This is a genomic window from Saccharothrix deserti (genome assembly GCF_009769385.1).
Lineage (GTDB): Bacteria > Actinomycetota > Actinomycetes > Mycobacteriales > Pseudonocardiaceae > Actinosynnema > Actinosynnema deserti.
In genome coordinates, this window is sequence record NZ_VKAB01000008.1 from 116,556 (window position 1) to 133,994 (window position 17,439).

14 protein-coding genes are annotated in these 17,439 nt (G+C 70.7%); 10 read left to right on the plus strand and 4 right to left on the minus strand.

What is annotated here, in order from left to right; genetic code table 11:
- Positions 1-18 precede the first annotated feature (18 nt).
- Positions 19-5,451: an eIF2A-related protein gene (locus FM051_RS17895; protein ID WP_158844431.1), complete on the plus strand. Its 5,433-nt coding sequence runs from the start codon at positions 19-21 to the stop codon at positions 5,449-5,451.
- Between the two features lie 2 nt (positions 5,452-5,453).
- Entirely contained in the window at positions 5,454-6,434 is a 981-nt protein-coding gene (locus FM051_RS17900) for a Gfo/Idh/MocA family protein (RefSeq protein WP_158844432.1), read from the plus strand.
- On the opposite strand, the gene FM051_RS17905 is transcribed toward FM051_RS17900, so the two are convergent.
- Positions 6,422-6,622, minus strand: a complete 201-nt coding sequence (locus FM051_RS17905; RefSeq protein ID WP_158844433.1) for a hypothetical protein — start codon at positions 6,620-6,622, stop codon at positions 6,422-6,424. The two genes, FM051_RS17900 and FM051_RS17905, sit on opposite strands and share 13 nt — an antisense overlap.
- 95 nt (positions 6,623-6,717) lie before the next feature.
- On the opposite strand from FM051_RS17905, the gene FM051_RS17910 reads away from it, so the two are divergent.
- The 8 genes from FM051_RS17910 to FM051_RS17945 all read left to right on the plus strand — a co-directional run bounded on the left by FM051_RS17910 (position 6,718) and on the right by FM051_RS17945 (position 14,715).
- The gene (locus tag FM051_RS17910; protein ID WP_158845303.1) at positions 6,718-7,554 is read left to right on the plus strand and encodes a helix-turn-helix domain-containing protein; all 837 of its coding nucleotides are present in this window, start codon (positions 6,718-6,720) and stop codon (positions 7,552-7,554) included.
- Positions 7,555-7,571: 17 nt separating this feature from the next.
- Positions 7,572-7,739 (plus strand): DUF397 domain-containing protein, encoded by a 168-nt coding sequence (locus FM051_RS17915; RefSeq protein WP_158844434.1) that lies wholly within the window; start codon positions 7,572-7,574, stop codon positions 7,737-7,739.
- 46 nt (positions 7,740-7,785) lie between these two features.
- Positions 7,786-8,433 (plus strand): DUF1707 SHOCT-like domain-containing protein, encoded by a 648-nt coding sequence (locus FM051_RS17920; RefSeq protein ID WP_238412467.1) that lies wholly within the window; start codon positions 7,786-7,788, stop codon positions 8,431-8,433.
- A gap of 134 nt (positions 8,434-8,567) precedes the next feature.
- Positions 8,568-8,954, plus strand: a complete 387-nt coding sequence (locus FM051_RS50550; protein ID WP_202918899.1) for a hypothetical protein — start codon at positions 8,568-8,570, stop codon at positions 8,952-8,954.
- A complete protein-coding gene (locus tag FM051_RS17930) occupies positions 8,954-11,137 on the plus strand; it encodes a bifunctional polysaccharide deacetylase/glycosyltransferase family 2 protein (protein WP_158844435.1) in 2,184 nt (727 codons plus the stop codon). Before FM051_RS50550 ends, FM051_RS17930 begins: the two co-directional genes overlap by 1 nt.
- Before the next feature lie 327 nt (positions 11,138-11,464).
- Positions 11,465-12,430, plus strand: a complete 966-nt coding sequence (gene deoC / locus FM051_RS17935) for a deoxyribose-phosphate aldolase (RefSeq protein ID WP_158844436.1) — start codon at positions 11,465-11,467, stop codon at positions 12,428-12,430.
- Between the two features lies 1 nt (position 12,431).
- The gene (locus FM051_RS17940; RefSeq protein WP_158844437.1) at positions 12,432-13,859 is read left to right on the plus strand and encodes an aldehyde dehydrogenase family protein; all 1,428 of its coding nucleotides are present in this window, start codon (positions 12,432-12,434) and stop codon (positions 13,857-13,859) included.
- Positions 13,852-14,715 (plus strand): aldehyde dehydrogenase family protein, encoded by an 864-nt coding sequence (locus FM051_RS17945; protein WP_158844439.1) that lies wholly within the window; start codon positions 13,852-13,854, stop codon positions 14,713-14,715. Before FM051_RS17940 ends, FM051_RS17945 begins: the two co-directional genes overlap by 8 nt.
- On the opposite strand, the gene FM051_RS17950 is transcribed toward FM051_RS17945, so the two are convergent.
- The 3 genes from FM051_RS17950 to FM051_RS17960 are packed head-to-tail and all read right to left on the minus strand — an operon-like array spanning position 14,712 to position 17,433.
- The gene (locus FM051_RS17950) at positions 14,712-15,281 is read right to left on the minus strand and encodes a hypothetical protein (RefSeq protein ID WP_158844441.1); all 570 of its coding nucleotides are present in this window, start codon (positions 15,279-15,281) and stop codon (positions 14,712-14,714) included. The genes FM051_RS17945 and FM051_RS17950 overlap by 4 nt on opposite strands.
- Positions 15,278-16,627 (minus strand): hypothetical protein, encoded by a 1,350-nt coding sequence (locus FM051_RS17955; RefSeq protein ID WP_158844443.1) that lies wholly within the window; start codon positions 16,625-16,627, stop codon positions 15,278-15,280. The genes FM051_RS17950 and FM051_RS17955 overlap by 4 nt, the downstream gene beginning before the upstream one ends.
- On the minus strand, positions 16,624-17,433 hold the full coding sequence (locus tag FM051_RS17960) for an ABC transporter ATP-binding protein (protein WP_158845309.1): 810 nt from the start codon (positions 17,431-17,433) through the stop codon (positions 16,624-16,626). Before FM051_RS17960 ends, FM051_RS17955 begins: the two co-directional genes overlap by 4 nt.
- Between the last annotated feature and the right edge of the window lie 6 nt (positions 17,434-17,439).

The window sequence follows — 17,439 nt, forward strand, 5'->3', positions numbered from 1 at the left end:
ATGTGGTACCTCTAGGCGATGCCCGGCGGCTCGTTACCCAGCTCCGTCGTCCGCTTCACCGACGCGGCGGGCCACGTCGTCGGGGTCGGCGTCCTGGTGGGCAGGCGTCAAGTCCTCACCTGCGCGCACGTGGTGAACCTGGCGTCGGGCCGGGACGAACTCAGCGGCGAGCCGCCGCGCGAGCCGGTCCTGGTCGACTTCCTCGGCCGGACCAGGATCAGCGCCGAGGTGCGGCAGTGGCTGCCCCCGCCACCACGGGAGGGCTCGCCCGGTCAGGACGTCGCGGGCCTCGAACTCACCGAGGACGCACCGGCGGACGTCACGCCGGCGAAGCTGATCACCACCCTGCCCGGCCCCGGGCACGAGGTGGACGTGTTCGGCTACCCCGGCAAACCCGCCCGCCCGGACGGCGCCTGGGTGCGCGCGGTGGTCCGCAGACAGGTCGGCAACGGCTACCTCCAGCTCGACGCGAAGTCCGCGCTCCAGGTGCAGCCCGGCTACAGCGGCAGCCCGGTGTGGGACCCGGTGACGGGCCGGGTCGTCGGCCTCGTCGCCACCGCCGGCCGCACCAGCCCGGACAGCTACGCGATCACCGCCGACCTGCTGCGGCTCAGCTGGCCCGCCGCGCTGGACCGCCGCCGGTGGCGCGGCGACGACCAGGGCCTCGACCGGCTCAACGTCGTGCACCTGGCCAACACCCGGTTCGGCGGCGGCGACCGCGACCACCTGGCCGAGGCGCTGCACCAGGACCTCGACCACCTCACCCGGAACGAGGGCCTGCGCCCGGACCTGCTGGTGGTGGCGGGCGACCTCACCGAACACGGTCTGCGCACCGAGTTCGAGCAGGCCGTCGCGTTCCTGGACGCCCTGGCCGAGGCGGTCGAGCTGCCGCGCGACCGGGTGGTGGTCGTGCCGGGCGCGCACGACGTCAACCTGGTCGCCTGCCGGGCGTACTTCCTGGAGATGGAGGCCGAGGAGCGCGACCCGGTGAAGCCGTACTGGCGCAAGTGGAAGCAGTACAGCGAGGCGTTCGACCAGTACTACCGGGACGTCGACGTCAGCTTCACGCCCGACGAGTTCTGGACGTTCTTCACCATGCCCGACCTCCGCGTGGTCGTGGCGGGCCTGAACTCCACCGTCGCCGACAGCCACCTCGAACACGGCACACCCGAGGTCGACGCGGCCCAGCTGCGCCGGTTCGCCGCGCACCTGGACGAGTACCGCACCAAGGGTTGGCTGCGGCTCGGTGTCGTGCACCGGTCCACCGCCGACCTGCAGCGGGCGCTGGTCCGGCCGGAACTGGTGAACCACCTGCTCACCGGCGGTCCGGACGCCGACTCGTACGAGCTGGTGTCGTTCGGGAACCACGGCTACACCCGGCACGCCAGGCGGTTCGACCGCGACCGGGGCGGCCGGTGGGTCGGTGACACGCGGGTCAGCCCGGCCGGCTCCGACTGGCGCGTCGAACACCCCCTGTACTGGGGCCTGGTGACCAGGACGTTCGCCTCCGTGACGTCCCCGCGCGAGGAGAAGCAGGTCCACCTGCCGCTCGCCACGGACTCGTTCTTCGACCGGGTCGAGGAGGCGACGCGGATCAGCCACGCCGGCGCGACCGTGACGCCGTACCGGGAGAACGGCTACCTGCGGGTCACCAAGCCCACGTCCGGTGGCGGTGTCGAGCAGTGGCCGGTGTTCGTGGTCGCGGGCGACGTCACGCGATCGGGTATCGAGGAGTTCGCCCGGGACGTGCACGTGCGGTTCGCCGAGCACGACCGGTCGGTGCAGTCGGAGCTGGTGTACGGGGGCGAGCCCGCGCCGGCCGCACTCGTGGCGCGGGCGTTGAGCCTGGGCATCCGGCTGCGCAGCTGGGTCGACTACCAGGGGCTGCTGGACCTGCGGGTGCAGGAGAACCGGCAGCAGGCGTCGCTGGCCCGGGACCCGGTCTACCCGGCCGCGCTGTACGTGCCGCAGCGGTACCGCGTGCTGGACAAGCGCGGTGCGGGCGACGTCCAACTGAACCTGTTGGACCAGGTGCTGGAGTGGTTGTCGCCGGACACGGCGCGGTTCGTGATGGTGCTGGGCGATTTCGGGCGTGGCAAGTCGTTCCTGCTCCGGCAGCTGGCCCGTGAGCTGCGGTCGCGGCTGGGCCGGGTGTCGCCGGTGCTGGTGGAGCTGCGCAGCCTGGAGAAGGCGCCGACGCTGGACGAGCTGCTGACCCAGCACCTGGTGCGCGAGGGCGTCGAGGTGCTGGACGTGGTCAAGCTCCGGTACATGATCAGCAGCGGTCGGCTGGCGTTGCTGTTCGACGGTTTCGACGAGCTGGAGCTGCGGGTCGGTTACGACAACGCCGCCGAGTACCTGCGCACGCTGCTGGTCGCGGTCAGCGACCGGGCGAAGGTCGTGCTCACCAGCCGCAGCCAGCACTTCCGGTCGCACAACGACGTGCTCACCGCGCTGGGCGACCAGGTCGCCGCGATGAGCGCCAGCCGGGTGGTGGTGCTGGAGGACTTCACCGACGAGCAGATCCGCGACTTCCTGACCCGTCACTACGGGGGTGACGCCGAGCAGGCCGAACGCCGGTTCGACCTGCTCCGCGAGGTGCACGACCTGCTCGGGCTGTCCCGCAACCCGCGCATGCTGGCGTTCATCGCCGACCTGGAGGAACAGCGGCTGCGGCAGGTGCAGCAGGAGCAGGGGCGGATCAGCGCGGCCGAGCTGTACCGGGAGCTGGTCGACTTCTGGCTGCTGCACGAGGCGAAACGGCAGCAGCACCGGGCCGGGCTGCGGTCGTTGGACGAGCTGGAACGGCTGCGCGTGTGCACGGTGCTCGCGTTGCGCCTGTGGGCCGGCACCGCGTCGACGGTGCAGGCTTCGGACCTGGGTGAGACGGTCACGCAGACGTTGACCGAACTGGTCGAGCGCGATTACTCGACGGCGCAGGCGGCGCACGCGGTCGGCTCGGGCACGTTGCTGGTGAACACCGACGACGGTTTCGGCTTCGTGCACCAGTCGGTGATGGAGTGGCTGGTCGCCAACGCGGCGGCCGAGCAGGTGCGCACCGGTGACGTGTCGGACGTGATGAGCAGGCTGATGTCGCCGCTGATGGTGGACTTCTTCTGCGACCTCGCCGGCCACGACGCGGCACGTGAGTGGGCACTCGGGATCACGTCGGCAGCGAGTGCGACCGACGTCGTCCGCCAGAACGCGGTCGCGGTGAGGCAACGACTCGGCGGCGCGGACAACGAGGACTTGCTGCTCGACCTGGACCTGCGCCAAGCGGATCTCTCGCAGCTCAAGCTGGGCGGCGTGCAGTTGAGCGGCACGGACATGCGCGGGCAGCGGTTGTCGAACGTGTCACTGGCGGGTTCGGACCTGACCGGCGCGGATTTCCGGAACGTCCGCATGACCGGCGGCGACCTGACCGGCGCCCGCCTCGATGGCAGCAACTGGCGTGGTGCGGTACTGCTCGGCGTGCGGGGGGTGGAGGCGCAGCCGGAACTCGCGACCGCCACCGTCGTCGGCCGCGACCCGGCGAACGTGATGATCTCCAGCGGCGGCATCCACGACGTGGCCTACTCCCCCGACGGGACGATCGTGGCGTTGGCGCGTGGCTGGAGCATCGAGCTGATCGACCGGGCGACCCGCAAGGCGGTGCGATCGGTGCACGGCCACACCAGGAAGGTCAACGCGGTCGCGTTCTCACCGACCGGCGAGTTCTTCGCGTCGGCGTCCGACGACAACACCGCCCGGATCTGGACCGCCGACGGCGACCTGGTCACGGTCTTGAGCGGCTACGCGAACACGGTGCAGTCCGTGGCGTTCTCACCGGACGGCCGGTTCGTCGCCACCGGCTCCTACGACGACACAGCCCGGGTCTGGACCATTGACGGGAACTTGTTCGCCGAACTCCAAGGTCACCGGGGCGGGGTGGAGGCCGTGGCGTTCTCGCCGGACAGCCGACGAGTGGCCACCGCGTCGAGTGACGGGACCGCGTGCGTCTGGACCTTCAGGGGCAACCTGATCACGATACTAACCGGCCACATCGGACGGGTGTACAGCGTGGCGTTCTCACCGGACGGCAAGCACATCGTCACCGGTTCCCACGACAGCACCGCCCGGATCTGGACCGTCGACGGCGACCTGATCGCGACGCTCGACACCCACACCAACCGCGTCAACGCGGTGGACTACTCGCCGGACGGCAAGCGCATCGCCACGGCTTCCGAAGACGGCGTCACAGCCCTCTGGACCGATGACGGCACCCCCACGACCCTCATCCGCGCCGGCGTGGGTATCAACTCCGTGGCCTTCTCGCCGGACGGGTCCGAGGTGGCGACAGCTTCGCACGAGGCCGTGGCGTTCTCGACCTTGCAAGGCGTCCCGGTCGGCACCTACCGCAGTTACCCGCGTTCGGTGAACGCGGTGGCGTTCTCGCCCGACGGCAGCGCGATCGCCACCGCCTCGGACGACAGCGCGCACCTGTGGACCGGTACGGGCGCCGTCACGATCACCTCGGGGGATGTCGTGGTCGTCTCGGTCGCCTTCTCACCGGACGGCAAGCACATCGCCACCGCTTCCTACTCGAACAGGGGCGTGCGCGTCTGGGCCCTCGGCGAGAGTCGCCCGCACATCGAATACCTGGGCCATGGCGACTTCGTGAACGCGCTCGCGTTCTCACCGGACGGCAAACACATCGCCAGTTGTTCGGACGACGGGACGACGCACATCTGGCCGGTGGGCGGCAGCACGGCGGTCGCCGTCCTGCAGCGGCACAAGGGGCCGGTCAGCGCGGTCGCGTTCTCACCGAATGGCAAGGACGTCGTGACCGCCTCGGGCGATGGGACCGCGCGCATCTGGACCACTTCCGGCAGCCTGATCAGGGCCTATCACGGTCACGAAGCGGCGCTCACGGCCGTGGCGTTCTCCTCCGGGTCGCACATCGCGAGCGCGTCCACGGACATGACCGCCCACATCTTCAACCCGAGCGGGCGGACGCTGGCGATCCTGCGCGGGCACGACGAGTGGGTGCGAGCCGTTGCCTTCTCTCCCGACAGCAAGTTCGTCGTCACCGGCTCGGACGACGGGACCGCCCGCGTCTGGGACTTCACCGGCCACCAGCTGGCCGTGCTGCGCGGGCACGTCGGGTCGGTGAGGGGGGTGGCGTTCTCCCCGGACGGCGAGCACATCGCCACCGCGTCGGACGACGGGACGACCCGGATCTGGACCACCTACGGGGCAGAGTTGGCCAAGCTGATCACCACGGACGCGGGGTGGGCCGTGCTGCTGCCGGACGGTGGGTACCGGATCGTGGGCGACATGAGCGGCCAACTGTGGTGGGCGGTCAAGTTGAGCCGGTTCGAGGAGGGTGAGTTGGACCCGTACGTGCCGGAGATCAGGAAGATGCCCGACGACATGCCGATTCCCGGCCTCTCGCCGGGGGTAGCCTCCTGACCATGGCCGACCACGTTCGGATCGGGGTTCTGGGGGCCGCGCGGATCGTGCCGGCGGCGTTGGTGCGGCCGGGGCGTTCGGCGGCGGCGGTCGAGGTGTCGGCGGTGGCGGCTCGGGACGCCGGGCGGGCGCAGGCGTTCGCGGACCGGTTCGGGATTCCTCGGGTGCACACGACATACGAAAGTCTGTTGGCCGATCCCAACGTGGATGCTGTCTACATCCCACTGCCCAACGGGTTGCACGGGAAGTGGACGTTGGCGGCGTTGGCGGCCGGGAAGCACGTGTTGTGCGAGAAGCCGTTCGCCGCCAACGCCGACGAGGCCGCCGAAGTGGCCGACGTCGCCCGGGACAGCGGGCTGGTGGTGATGGAGGCGTTCCACTACCGGTATCACCCGTTGGCGTTGCGGTTACCCGAGGTGGTCGCGGAGTTGGGCGAGTTGCGGCACGTCGAGGCGCGGTTGTGCTTCCCGTTGCCGCGGTTCGCGGACATCCGGTACTCGCTGGAGCTGGCCGGTGGGGCGTTGATGGACGCCGGGTGTTACGCGGTGAACCTGGTGCGGTTGCTGGGTGGTGAGCCGGAGGTCCGTTCGGCGCGGGCGTTGTTGAAGGGACCTGACGTCGACCGGGCGATGCGGGCGGAGTTGAAGTTCCCCGGCGGGCACACCGGGACCGTGGTGGCGTCGATGTGGTCGCGCTCGTTGCTGCGACTGTCGGCGAAGGTGTTGGGGGCCAACGGCGAGATGCGCGTGTTCAACCCCTTCGCACCGCAGATGGGGCACCGGCTCACGGTGAAGCTGAAGGGGCACCGGCGGGTCGAGCGGTTCGACCGGCGGCCGTCGTACGAGTACCAGTTGGAGGCGTTCGCGGACGCCGTGCTGCGCGGCAAACCGTTCCCGACGACGGCGGACGACGCGGTGGCCACGATGCGGGTCGTGGACGACATCTACCGGGCGGCCGGGTTGCCCGTGCGTCAACCCAGCTGATCCAGTTGCAGGTGCGCCTCGGTCATCTCGACGAGAGTGTGGAAGTGGTCGACCAGACCGTCGAAATCCGGCCGCGGCTCGGGCTGGTCCGACGGCGGTGGGTCCAGGTCGTCGTATTCCGGCGGGAGAATGGCCACGGTCATCTTCCAGGTAGCGGCAGCGCCGCTGATCTTCCACGTCTTTTCCATGCTGAAACGGTGGCGTCTTGCTGCGCGGTCGCGCAACGCTCCCCTTCGGGTGACACGACTTTCGTGCCCGCGTGGCAAGGCGGAACAGTCGCACCATGACACGCAAGGGGGCATCCGTCCGGCAACGGCGGGTATCGACGGAATTGCGCGCGCTGCGGTTGGCCAGGGGTCTGAGCTGCGCGGAAGTGGCCAACGCGATCGGCTGCTCGGAGAGCAAGATCAGCCGGATGGAAACCGGCAACCGAGGGCTGCGGGCCGACGAGGTGGCGGCGATCCTCGGTTACCTGCGAGCGCCCGCCGGGTTGCGGCAAGAGCTGGTCGACCTGGTGCGGGCCGGGGAACACCGAAACTGGCATGCCATCCACGGCAAGTTGCCCAGCAACTGGAAGGACCTCATCGGCTTCGAGGCGGAAGCAACGGCCCTCTACAACTACGAACCGCTCGTGATCCCGGGACTCGCCCAAACTCCGGAGTACTGCCGGACGATCATCCGGGGAGTCAACGGCGACCTGTCGGACGCCGAGTTGGACGCGCTGGTCGCCACACGGATGGGCAGGCAGGTCGCACTCGGTCGTGCCGAGGTCCACCTGTTGATCGACGAGACTGTGCTGCGACGGGACTTGGGCGACCCCGCCATGATGCGCACCCAACTTCGGCACTTGATGGCCATAGGCGGCCGGGCGAACATCCTGATCCGGGTCGTACCGTTCGGCACCGTCGCGCACCCAGGGCTTGAAGGCTCGTTCCTGCGGCTGGAGTTCGCCGATCAGCCAAGCCTGGTGTACATCGAGAGCCGAAGCACGAGCACGTTCCTCGAAGAAGAGAGGCACATCGAGAGCGCTAGGCTTGCCTGGCAAAGGCTGTGTGCGTTGGCGATCTCGCCTGACGAGTCCGCAGGGCTGATCGCCAAGCTCATCGGCAACTTGACGTGAAGCGAGGAGCGCATCCGATGGACCTCACCAACGCCACCTGGCGCAAGAGCAGCCGCAGCACCAGCCAGGCCAACTGCGTCGAGATCGCCCACGTCGCCAACCGCATCGCCGTTCGCGATTCGAAGAACCCCGACGGTCCGGTCCTCCTCTTCGGGAAGGTCGACTGGTCGGTCTTCAGCCGTTGACGCGGTTACGTCGTGAAACGGGCCCCACGCTCCTAGACTCAGCGGTGTGAGCGACGAGCTGGTGCCGGACCCCCGTCAGATGCGCGCCTCGGACGCCGACCGAGAGAAGGTCGCCAGGGTGCTCCAGCAGGCGCACGGCGAAGGCCGGCTCGACCTGAACGAGCTGGACGAGCGCCTGGGCGCGGTCTACGCGGCGAAGACGTACGGGGACCTCGTGCCGCTGACCGCCGACCTCGGCGTGCCGACGCCCGCCGTGATGCCGGTGCCGATCCAGCACAACGTGCCCGCTTCGCGCATCGGCGGAACGCCCGGCTCCACCGCCTCGTTCGCGTTCTGGTCGGGCGTGGAACGGCGGGGTGAGTGGGTCGTGCCGCCGACGCACACGGCGGTGGCGATCATGGGCGGCGTCGAGCTGGACCTGACCAAGGCCCGGTTCGCGCAGGGCGAGACGACGATCAACGCCTACGCGTTCATGGGCGGGGTGGAGATCATCGTGCCCGAGGACATCACCATCCGGGTCGACGGCTTCGGCTTCATGGGCGCGTTCGAGGACGCCACGCACAAGGGCGCGCCGACCATCCCCGGCGGACCGGTCGTGCGCATCACGGGTTTCGCGATGATGGGCGCGGTCGAGGTGCGGCGGCCGAAAAAGAAGAAGATCAAGGACCGCCGCCACGACGAGCTGGAGAGCTAGTCGAGCGCCGGCGCGTCGCGACATCGAGCAGTTGACGCCTCTTCTCCCTGGTCATCAGGGCTGTTCGTCGGCTTCACGTGGGGTTACTCTTCGGCGTCCCCGCCGCCCGCCCCCTTGCGAAGCCGAACAGCCGAATGACCAGTCCTGTGTTCGTCGACCCTTCCGGCCGCCGCCGGTGGGTCCTGCGCATCCTCATCGGCACGGCCGTGACGTGCGTGCTCGCCTACTTGACGCTGCTCGCCATCGCCCTGGCGGGCGGCCCGGTGAACCCGTCCGCGCTGCTGCCGATCCCGGACGTGGAGACGCCCGTCGTCACCACGACCACGGCGGTCACCACGACCACCGCCGGACAGGCCCCTGAGGGCACGACCTCGACAACCACCACCACGACCAGTGAAGACACGACCACCACGACCGCCGGCACGACGACCACCACCACTGACCCGAGGCCGTCGCAGGCCCGCCGCTCCGAACCGCCGCCGGGCGCGTCGAACCGGCCGACGTCCGTCGGCAGGGGCTGATGCGCGCCCACCTGCCGTCACCGCGCGCGCACTGGCTGTTGTTGGCGTTGTCCCTGGTCGTCCTGCTCGGCCTGCTGATGCTCGACGTCCTGGTGGTGCAGCGGGTCGGCCAGGGCGAGGCGCCGTCGGCCGGACCGGCGGACCAGGTGCCCGAGTCGGTGCGCACGGGCGGTCCGCTGCTCGGCTCGAACGTCAACGGCCTGACGTCCCGGGCCGTGCCGGACGGCACGGTGGTGCTCACGTTCGACGACGGTCCCGACCCGCGCTGGACGCCGCAGGTTCTGGATGTGTTGCGGCGCAACGACGTCAAGGCGACGTTCTTCGTGACCGGTGTCGCCGCGGCCCGTTATCCGGACCTGGTCGAGCGGATGGCCGGCGAGGGTCACGAGGTCGGCCTGCACACGTTCACGCACGTCGACCTCGGCACGGTCGGTCAAGGCCGCACGGCGGTGGAACTGGGCCAGACGCAGCTCGTGGTGGCCGCTTCGACGGGCCGGGCGAGCACGCTCGTGCGGCCGCCGTACTCGTCGAGCGCGAACGCGTTGGACAACGAGGACCTGGCCTCCGTCGAACGCATGATCGCCTCCGGGCACCTGGTGCTGCTGTCCACCCACGACACGGAGGACTGGCGCAACCCCGGCGTGGACGCGATCGTCGCCGCGGCCACGCCCGCCGACCAGCGCGGCGCGGTGGTGCTGGCGCACGACGGCGGCGGTGACCGGTCGCAGACCGTCGCGGCCATGGAGCGGCTGATCCCGGCGCTGCGCGAGCAGGGCCGCCGGTTCCGCACGGCGAGCGACGCGTTGGGCGTGCCGACCGCCCGGTCGGCGAGCTTCGCCGAGCAGGCCGAGGGCACGGCGGTGTCGCTCGCCGTGCGCGCCGCCGCCGCGACCACCGAGCTGGTGAACTGGCTGGTCGTCGTCTCCAGCGTGTTGGCGCTGCTGCGCGCGGCCCTGTTGCTCAGCACCACCGGCATCCACGCGCGCCGCACCCGCAACGTCGGCCGGCACGTGCGGCGGCTGCGCCGTCAACCCGTGACCGTGCTGGTGCCCGCGTACAACGAGGAAGCGGGCATCGAGGCGACCCTCCGCACGATCCTGGCGAGCACCGCCGACGTGCGGGTGATCGTGGTGGACGACGGTTCCACGGACCGCACCAGCGAGGTCGTCCGGTCGCTGGACCTGCCGGGGGTGGAGCTGATCCGGCAGGTCAACGCGGGCAAGGCCGCCGCGTTGAACACCGGCCTGCGGCACTGCCGCACCGAGCTGGTGGTGATGGTGGACGGCGACACGGTGCTGGAGCCGGACACCGTGGCCGAGCTGGTGGAGCCGTTCGCCGATCCCGATGTGGGTGCGGTGTCCGGCAACGCGAAGGTCGGCAACCGGGACGGGCTGCTGGGGCGTTGGCAGCACATCGAGTACGTGATCGGCTTCAACCTCGACCGGCGGATGTACGACGTGATGGAGTGCATGCCCACCGTGCCCGGTGCCGTCGGCGGGTTCCGGTTGAGCGCGTTGCGGCAGGTCGGGGGCGTGCCCGAGGACACGTTGGCCGAGGACACCGACCTCACGATGGCGCTGGAGCGCGCGGGCTGGGCCGTCACGTACCGCGAATCGGCCCGCGCGTGGACCGAGGCGCCGTCGACGCTGGGGCAGCTGTGGCGTCAGCGCTATCGCTGGTGCTACGGGACGCTCCAGGCGATGTGGAAGCACCGGGGTGCGGTGCGTGAGCGCGGTCTGGGCGGGCGGCTGGGCCGGCGCGGTCTGCCGTACCTGGCGCTGTACCAGGTCGTGCTGCCGGTGTTGGCGCCGGTGATCGACGTGTACGCGCTGCTCAGCCTGTTCACCGATCCGGTGCGCGGCGCCGCGGCGTGGCTGGGGTTCCTGGTGCTGCAACTCGTGCCGGCGGTGATCGCGTTCCGGCTGGACCGGGAACGCCTGCGGCCGTTGTGGGCGGTGGCCCTCCAGCCGATCGTCTACCGGCAGTTGATGTACCTGGTGGTGATCCAGTCCGTGATCACGGCCGTCGCGGGCGCGCGCCTGCCGTGGCAGAAGCTCAAGCGCACCGGCACGGCGGCCCAACACGCCCCCGAACTCGCACCCGACGCCGAGATCACCAAACCCCTCCACCCCCGGCGAGGGGCCGTCGAGGACGAGGTCACGAAACCCCTTCGCGTGAGCTGACGAAGGCCGATGCTTCGCAGGGGTCCCCGCCCAGGGGAACCCTGATCTTGAGTCTGCCGGCTGGGACCGACAATTCGAGGCGACCGGGTGCGGCCTGTGGACAAGTGCGGAACACGCCTCGCGGGCCACAGCGGTGCCGATCGGTTGCGCCGATCGATCTCCCGTCATTGCGGTCCGGCGTCGGCGGGACGAGTTGGAACGGCTGTGCCGGAAGCCGGTCGCGCGGACCGTGCCGAAACAGCCGGTCGAACGCCTTCCGCAGCACGTCTGACCTGCCCTGAGTCACCGACTTAGGACGGCCGTCCCATTCCGCCTAGACTCGGCGACATGGCTGCTCCAACGACATCGCCGTCGCTACCCCCGGCGCTCGCGGACGCCGTCCGCGACGACGCGTCGCTGCGGCGGTTCCTGCACGGACTGCCCGGTGTTGACCAGGTCGGCGTCGAACAGCGCGCGGCCGGTCTGGGCACCCGCAGCATCAAGAAGGCCAGCAAGATGTGGGCCATCGACACCGCCATCAGCATGGTCGACCTGACCACGCTGGAAGGCGCGGACACGCACGGCAAGGTCCGGTCGCTGGCCGCGAAGGCCCGCCGGCCCGACCCGGAGCGCCCGGACGTGCCGAAGGTCGCCGCCGTCTGCGTGTACCCGGACATGGTCGAGACCGCCGTCAAGGAACTCGAAGGCACCGGCATCAACATCGCCAGCGTCGCCACCGCGTTCCCCTCCGGCCGGTCGAGCCTGAAGGTGAAGCTGGAGGACACCGCCTACGCCGTCGACGCGGGCGCCACCGAGATCGACATGGTGATCGACCGGGGCGCGTTCCTGTCCGGCCGCTACGGGCAGGTGTTCGACGAGATCGTGCAGGTCAAGCACGCCTGCGGGGACGCGCACCTCAAGGTCATCCTGGAGACCGGCGAGCTGGCCACCTACGACAACGTGCGCCGCGCGTCGTGGCTCGGCCTGCTCGCGGGCGGCGATTTCATCAAGACGTCCACCGGCAAGGTGTCGCCCGCCGCGACGCTGCCGGTCACGCACGTGATGCTGCAAGCCGTCCGCGACTGGCACACCCAGACGGGCGAACACCGAGGCGTGAAGCCGGCCGGCGGCATCCGCACCACCAAGGACGCGATCAAGTACCTGGTCGCGGTGCACGAGGTCGCGGGACCGGAGTGGCTCACCGCGGACCTGTTCCGGTTCGGCGCATCCACGCTGCTCAACGACCTGCTGATGCAGCGGCGCACCCAGTTGGAAGGCCACTACAGCGGCCCCGATTACGTGACGGTGGACTGACATGTGGGAATACGCGCCCGCGCCCGAATCGCGGGACATCGCGAACCTCAAGCCGAACTACCGGATGTTCATCGACGGCCAGTTCGTCGAGGGCGCCGGTGAGCCGCTGAAGACGGTCAACCCCGGCACGGAGGAGGTGCTGGCCGAGGTCAGCACGGCCGCGCCGGCGGACGTGGACAAGGCGGTGAAGGCCGCGCGCCGCGCCTACGACCGCGTCTGGGGCAGGATGCCCGGCTCCGAGCGCGCCAAGTACATCTTCCGCATCGCCCGGCTCATCCAGGAGCGCGGGCGGGAGCTGGCGGTGCTGGAGTCGTTGGACAACGGCAAGCCCATCAAGGAATCGCGTGACGTGGACGTGCCCACGGCCGCCGCGCACTTCTTCTACCACGCGGGCTGGGCGGACAAGCTCGGTTACGCGGGCTACGGTCCCGACCCGAAGCCGCTGGGCGTGGCCGGTCAGGTGATCCCGTGGAACTTCCCGCTGATGATGGCGGCGTGGAAGATCGCGCCCGCGCTGGCCTGCGGCAACACCGTGGTGCTCAAGCCCGCCGAGACGACGCCGCTGACCGCGCTGGTGCTGGCGGAGATCATCCAGCAGGCCGACCTGCCACCCGGTGTGGTGAACATCCTCGCCGGAGCGGGTGACGTCGGCGCGGCGGTCACCTCGCACCCGGACGTGGACAAGGTCGCGTTCACCGGTTCGACCGAGGTCGGCAAGATCATCCAGCGGCAGCTGGCGGGCACCGGCCGCAAGCTCACCCTGGAACTGGGCGGCAAGGCGGCGAACATCGTGTTCGACGACGCGCCGCTGGACCAGGCGGTCGAGGGCATCGTCAACGGCATCTTCTTCAACCAGGGCCACGTGTGCTGCGCGGGTTCCCGGCTGCTGGTGCAGGAATCGGTGGCCGACGAGCTGCTGGAGAAGCTGCACGCCCGCGTGTCCACGCTGCGCGTCGGCGACCCGTTGGACAAGAACACCGACGTCGGCGCGATCAACTCGCGCGAGCAGCTGACGAAGATCCAGCAGCTGGTCGAGTCGGGTGACGCCGAGGGCGCGGAGCGGTGGACGTCCGCGTGCCCGTTGCCGGACAAGGGTTTCTACTTCGCGCCGACCGTGTTCTCCAACGTGTCGCAGGCGATGCGGATCGCCCGCGAGGAGATCTTCGGGCCGGTGCTGTCGGTGCTCACGTTCCGCACCCCGGACGAGGCGGTGGCCAAGGCGAACAACACGCCGTACGGGCTGTCCGCGGGCATCTGGACCGAGAAGGGGTCGCGCATCCTGTGGGCGGCGCAGAAGATGCGCGCCGGCGTGGTGTGGGCCAACACGTTCAACCGCTTCGACCCGACCGCCCCGTTCGGCGGCTACCAGGAGTCGGGCTTCGGCCGCGAGGGCGGTCGCACCGGGCTGGAGGCGTACCTCGATGTCTGATCGGATCTCGGTCGCGAAGACGTACAAGCTCTACATCGGCGGCGCGTTCCCGCGGTCGGAGTCGGGGCGGTCGTACCCGGTGGTCGACGCGAAGGGCGCGTTCCTGGCCAACGCGGCGCAGGGTTCGCGCAAGGACGCCCGGGACGCGGTCGCGGCGGCGCGCAAGGCGTTCCCCGGCTGGTCGGGTGCGACGGCGTACAACCGCGGGCAGGTGCTGTACCGGGTGGCCGAGGTGTTGGAGGGCCGGCGGGAGCAGTTCATCACCGAGGTGGCCGCGTCCGAGGGCGTCGCGGTGAAGAAGGCGCAGTCGCTGGTGGACGCGGCGATCGACCGGTGGGTCTGGTACGCGGGGTGGACCGACAAGGTCGCCACCGTGCTGGGCGGGGCGAACCCGGTGGCCGGGCCGTACTTCTCGTTCTCGTTGCCGGAGCCGACGGGTGTGGTCGCGGTGCTCGCGCCGCAGCAGTCGTCGTTGCTGGGGCTGATCAGCGTGGTGGCGCCGGTGATCGCGACCGGCAACACGGCGGTGGTCGTCAGCTCGCAGGACCGGCCGTTGCCCGCGGTGACGTTGTCGGAGGTGCTGGCGACGTCCGACCTGCCCGGTGGCGTGGTGAACGTGCTGACCGGGCGTACGGCGGAGATCGCGCCGTGGCTGGCGTCGCACGCGGACGTGAACGCGCTCGACCTGACCGGTGCGCCGGAGTCGACGCGGGCTGATCTGGAGCGGTCGGCGGCCGGGACGGTGAAGCGCGTGCTGCGGGCGCGTCCTTCGGAGGACTTCACCCGCGAGCCGGACTTGGCCCGGCTGCGGGCGTTCCTGGAGACGAAGACGGTCTGGCACCCGATGGGTGTCTAACGGCGGCAGCCGAACACGCTGTAGGCGAGCAGGCCGGTGCAGCCGAGCACGACCGCGGTGACGGTGGCCGAGGTGGTGTCGGCGGGTTGCACCGGCCAGCTCAGCAGGCGGCTGAGCCAGTGGTCGTCGCCGGGTGGGACGACGAGGGTGATGCCGGTCCAGCCGATCGGCAACGCCCAGGCGGCGCGTGCGCCGAACAGCAGTGCGCCCCAGGCCGCCAGGCCGCCGAGGCCGATGACGTCGCGGAGCACGAAGGCGTCCGGTGCCAGCGGGTACGCCACCAGGCCCACGGCGAGCAGCAGTGCGGTGACGAACGTGCCGCCGAACAGCAGGTGCGCGGCCCGACGGGGTGGCCAGCCGAACGCGGCCGTGCGGTCGAGCCCCAGGTCGTGCCCGCCCAGGCCGGTGGCGAGGGCGGCGACCCCGATGGCCGCGGCGAACGCGGCCAGGTGCGGGCTGCCGTCCGGCTGGGCGACGGCGGCCAGTGCCGCCACCCCGACCACCACGGCGGCGGCCGACGCCGGGATCTGCCGGGCGCGGGCGTAGAGGAACAGCCAGCGGTTCACGTGGTGCCGCCGGTGAGGGTGGTCAGCGCGTCGCCGGAGCAGGCCGCCTGGACTTCGCGGGCGGCTTGGACCTGGGCGGCTTGGGTGGCGGGCGGGATCGAGTTGAGGTGCTGCCAGGCCTTGTCGGCCAGGGCGTCGGTGTCCCTGCCCACCCAGGGGCGGTAGACGGGCAGGGGTTCCAGGCGGCCGGTCAGCCACGCGGTCATGACGGTGCGTGCGGCGATCTCGCGTGCCACCGTTGCCGGGACGTAGTCGCCGTAGCAGGTTCGTGTCCCGGCGCCGGCCAGCAGGTACGTCGTCATGAGTTCGGGTGTCGGTGGTGTGCGGCGGAAGTACGTGAACTCGTCCAGGTCCATCCACACGGCATCCGTCGACTCCGGGCCACGTGCCTCACGCGGCGCCGGACCGGACGTGCCCGGAACCTCCCGCACCGACGTGGGCGGTGACGGCAGCTTCGCCAGGAGCCGCAACGCCTCCCGCGCCGGCCCCGCCAGCGCCGCCCGCTGGTGCTCGTGGGCTCGCGTCAGGCACAACTGCTCGGAGCACACCAGCTCCGCAGCCACCCGATCAGGTGAGTAGGCCTCGTCCAGGGTGGCGGGCAACAGCGGTACCGCGACGGCGCCCGCCACCAGCACGGGCAGCACGCCCAGCCACCGCCGCCGCAAAGCGACCAGCAGGAACCCCGTCAGCGCAACCGCGACGAACCACACCGCCTGCACCGCGCTCACCGAACCGGCCACCGACGCGAACACCGTCTTCGGGTACACCACCGAGGGCAGCAGCAGGGTCCAGCGGAACCCGTCCCCCGTCGTCTGCCCCAACCCCAGCGACGTCAGCGCGAACCCGGCCACCGCCAGCACCGGCGGCGTCAACAGCGACGGCAGGAGCCGCCCCAACCCCACCCCGAGCCACGCCCCACCGACCAACGCCAGCACGCCCACCAGGGCCACCGGCAGCCAACCCCAGTGGAAGTAGTCCGTCGAAGACGGCACCTGCACCGCCCCGACCGCGAACACCACCGCGTATCCCACGGTCAACGCGACCGCCAGCGCCCCGAGCGTCCACCCCACCCGCCGCGCCCGTGGCCGCGGTGTGGAGGCGAACAGCTCCTCCACCCCGGACCGCCGGTCCCGCAACCCCTGCAACGCGCCCGCGCCGAGCGTCAACGGCCACGAGAACACCAGCATGAACCGGACCCACTCGGCCAACGCCGTCCACTGCCGCGTCCACGCCATGCTGTTCTTGGTCGACGGCCCCCAGTGCAGCACCCCGAGCATGACCAGCGCGATCAGCACGCCGACCAGCACCGCCGCGGTGCGCTTGAGCTCGATACCGAGGATCCTCACCACGCACCTGCCTCACCGATCAGCGCCGAGTACCCGCGTTCCAGCGGGCTGTCGCCGACGTTGTCCGGCCCACCGGCCGCGGCCAGCTCGTCCGGCGTGCCCTGGAACACCAGCCGACCGGCCTTGAACAGCACCACGTCCGTGCAGGCCGCCGCGACGTCCTCGACCAGGTGCGTCGACACGACCACGCACGAGTCGGAACCCAACTCCTGCAACAACTCCCGGAACCTGACCCGCTGACCGGGGTCGAGCCCGGCGGTCGGTTCGTCCAGCAGCAGCACCTCGGGGTCGTTGACGATGGCCTGCGCGATCCCGGCCCGCCGCACCATGCCACCGGACAGCGTCTTCATCCGGGAGTCCGCGCGATCGGCCAGCCCGACCCGTTCCACGGCCCGCTGCACCGCACCCGGCACGTCCCGCTTCGGCATCTCCTTGAGCCACGCCATGTACTCGACGAACTCGCGCACGGTGAACCGCTTGTAGTAGCCGAAATCCTGCGGCAGGTAGCCGAGCGCACGCCGCACCCGACGCAGGTCCACCCGCCCGGACACCGGCGAGCCCAGCACCTCCAACGTCCCGGACGCCGGCCGCAGCACCGTGGCCAGCGACCGGATGAGCGTGGTCTTGCCCGCGCCGTTCGGCCCGAGCAGCCCGTGCACACCACGACCCAGCCGCAGGTCGAGCCCGTCCACCGCCATCGTCCGGCCCGCGCGCACGCGCAGACCCTCCGCCTTGACCTGCCAGGCGTACCCCGTCGGCGCGACCTCCGCCGCGCTCACCACACGCGCCACCACAACCCCCTCCATCACAGC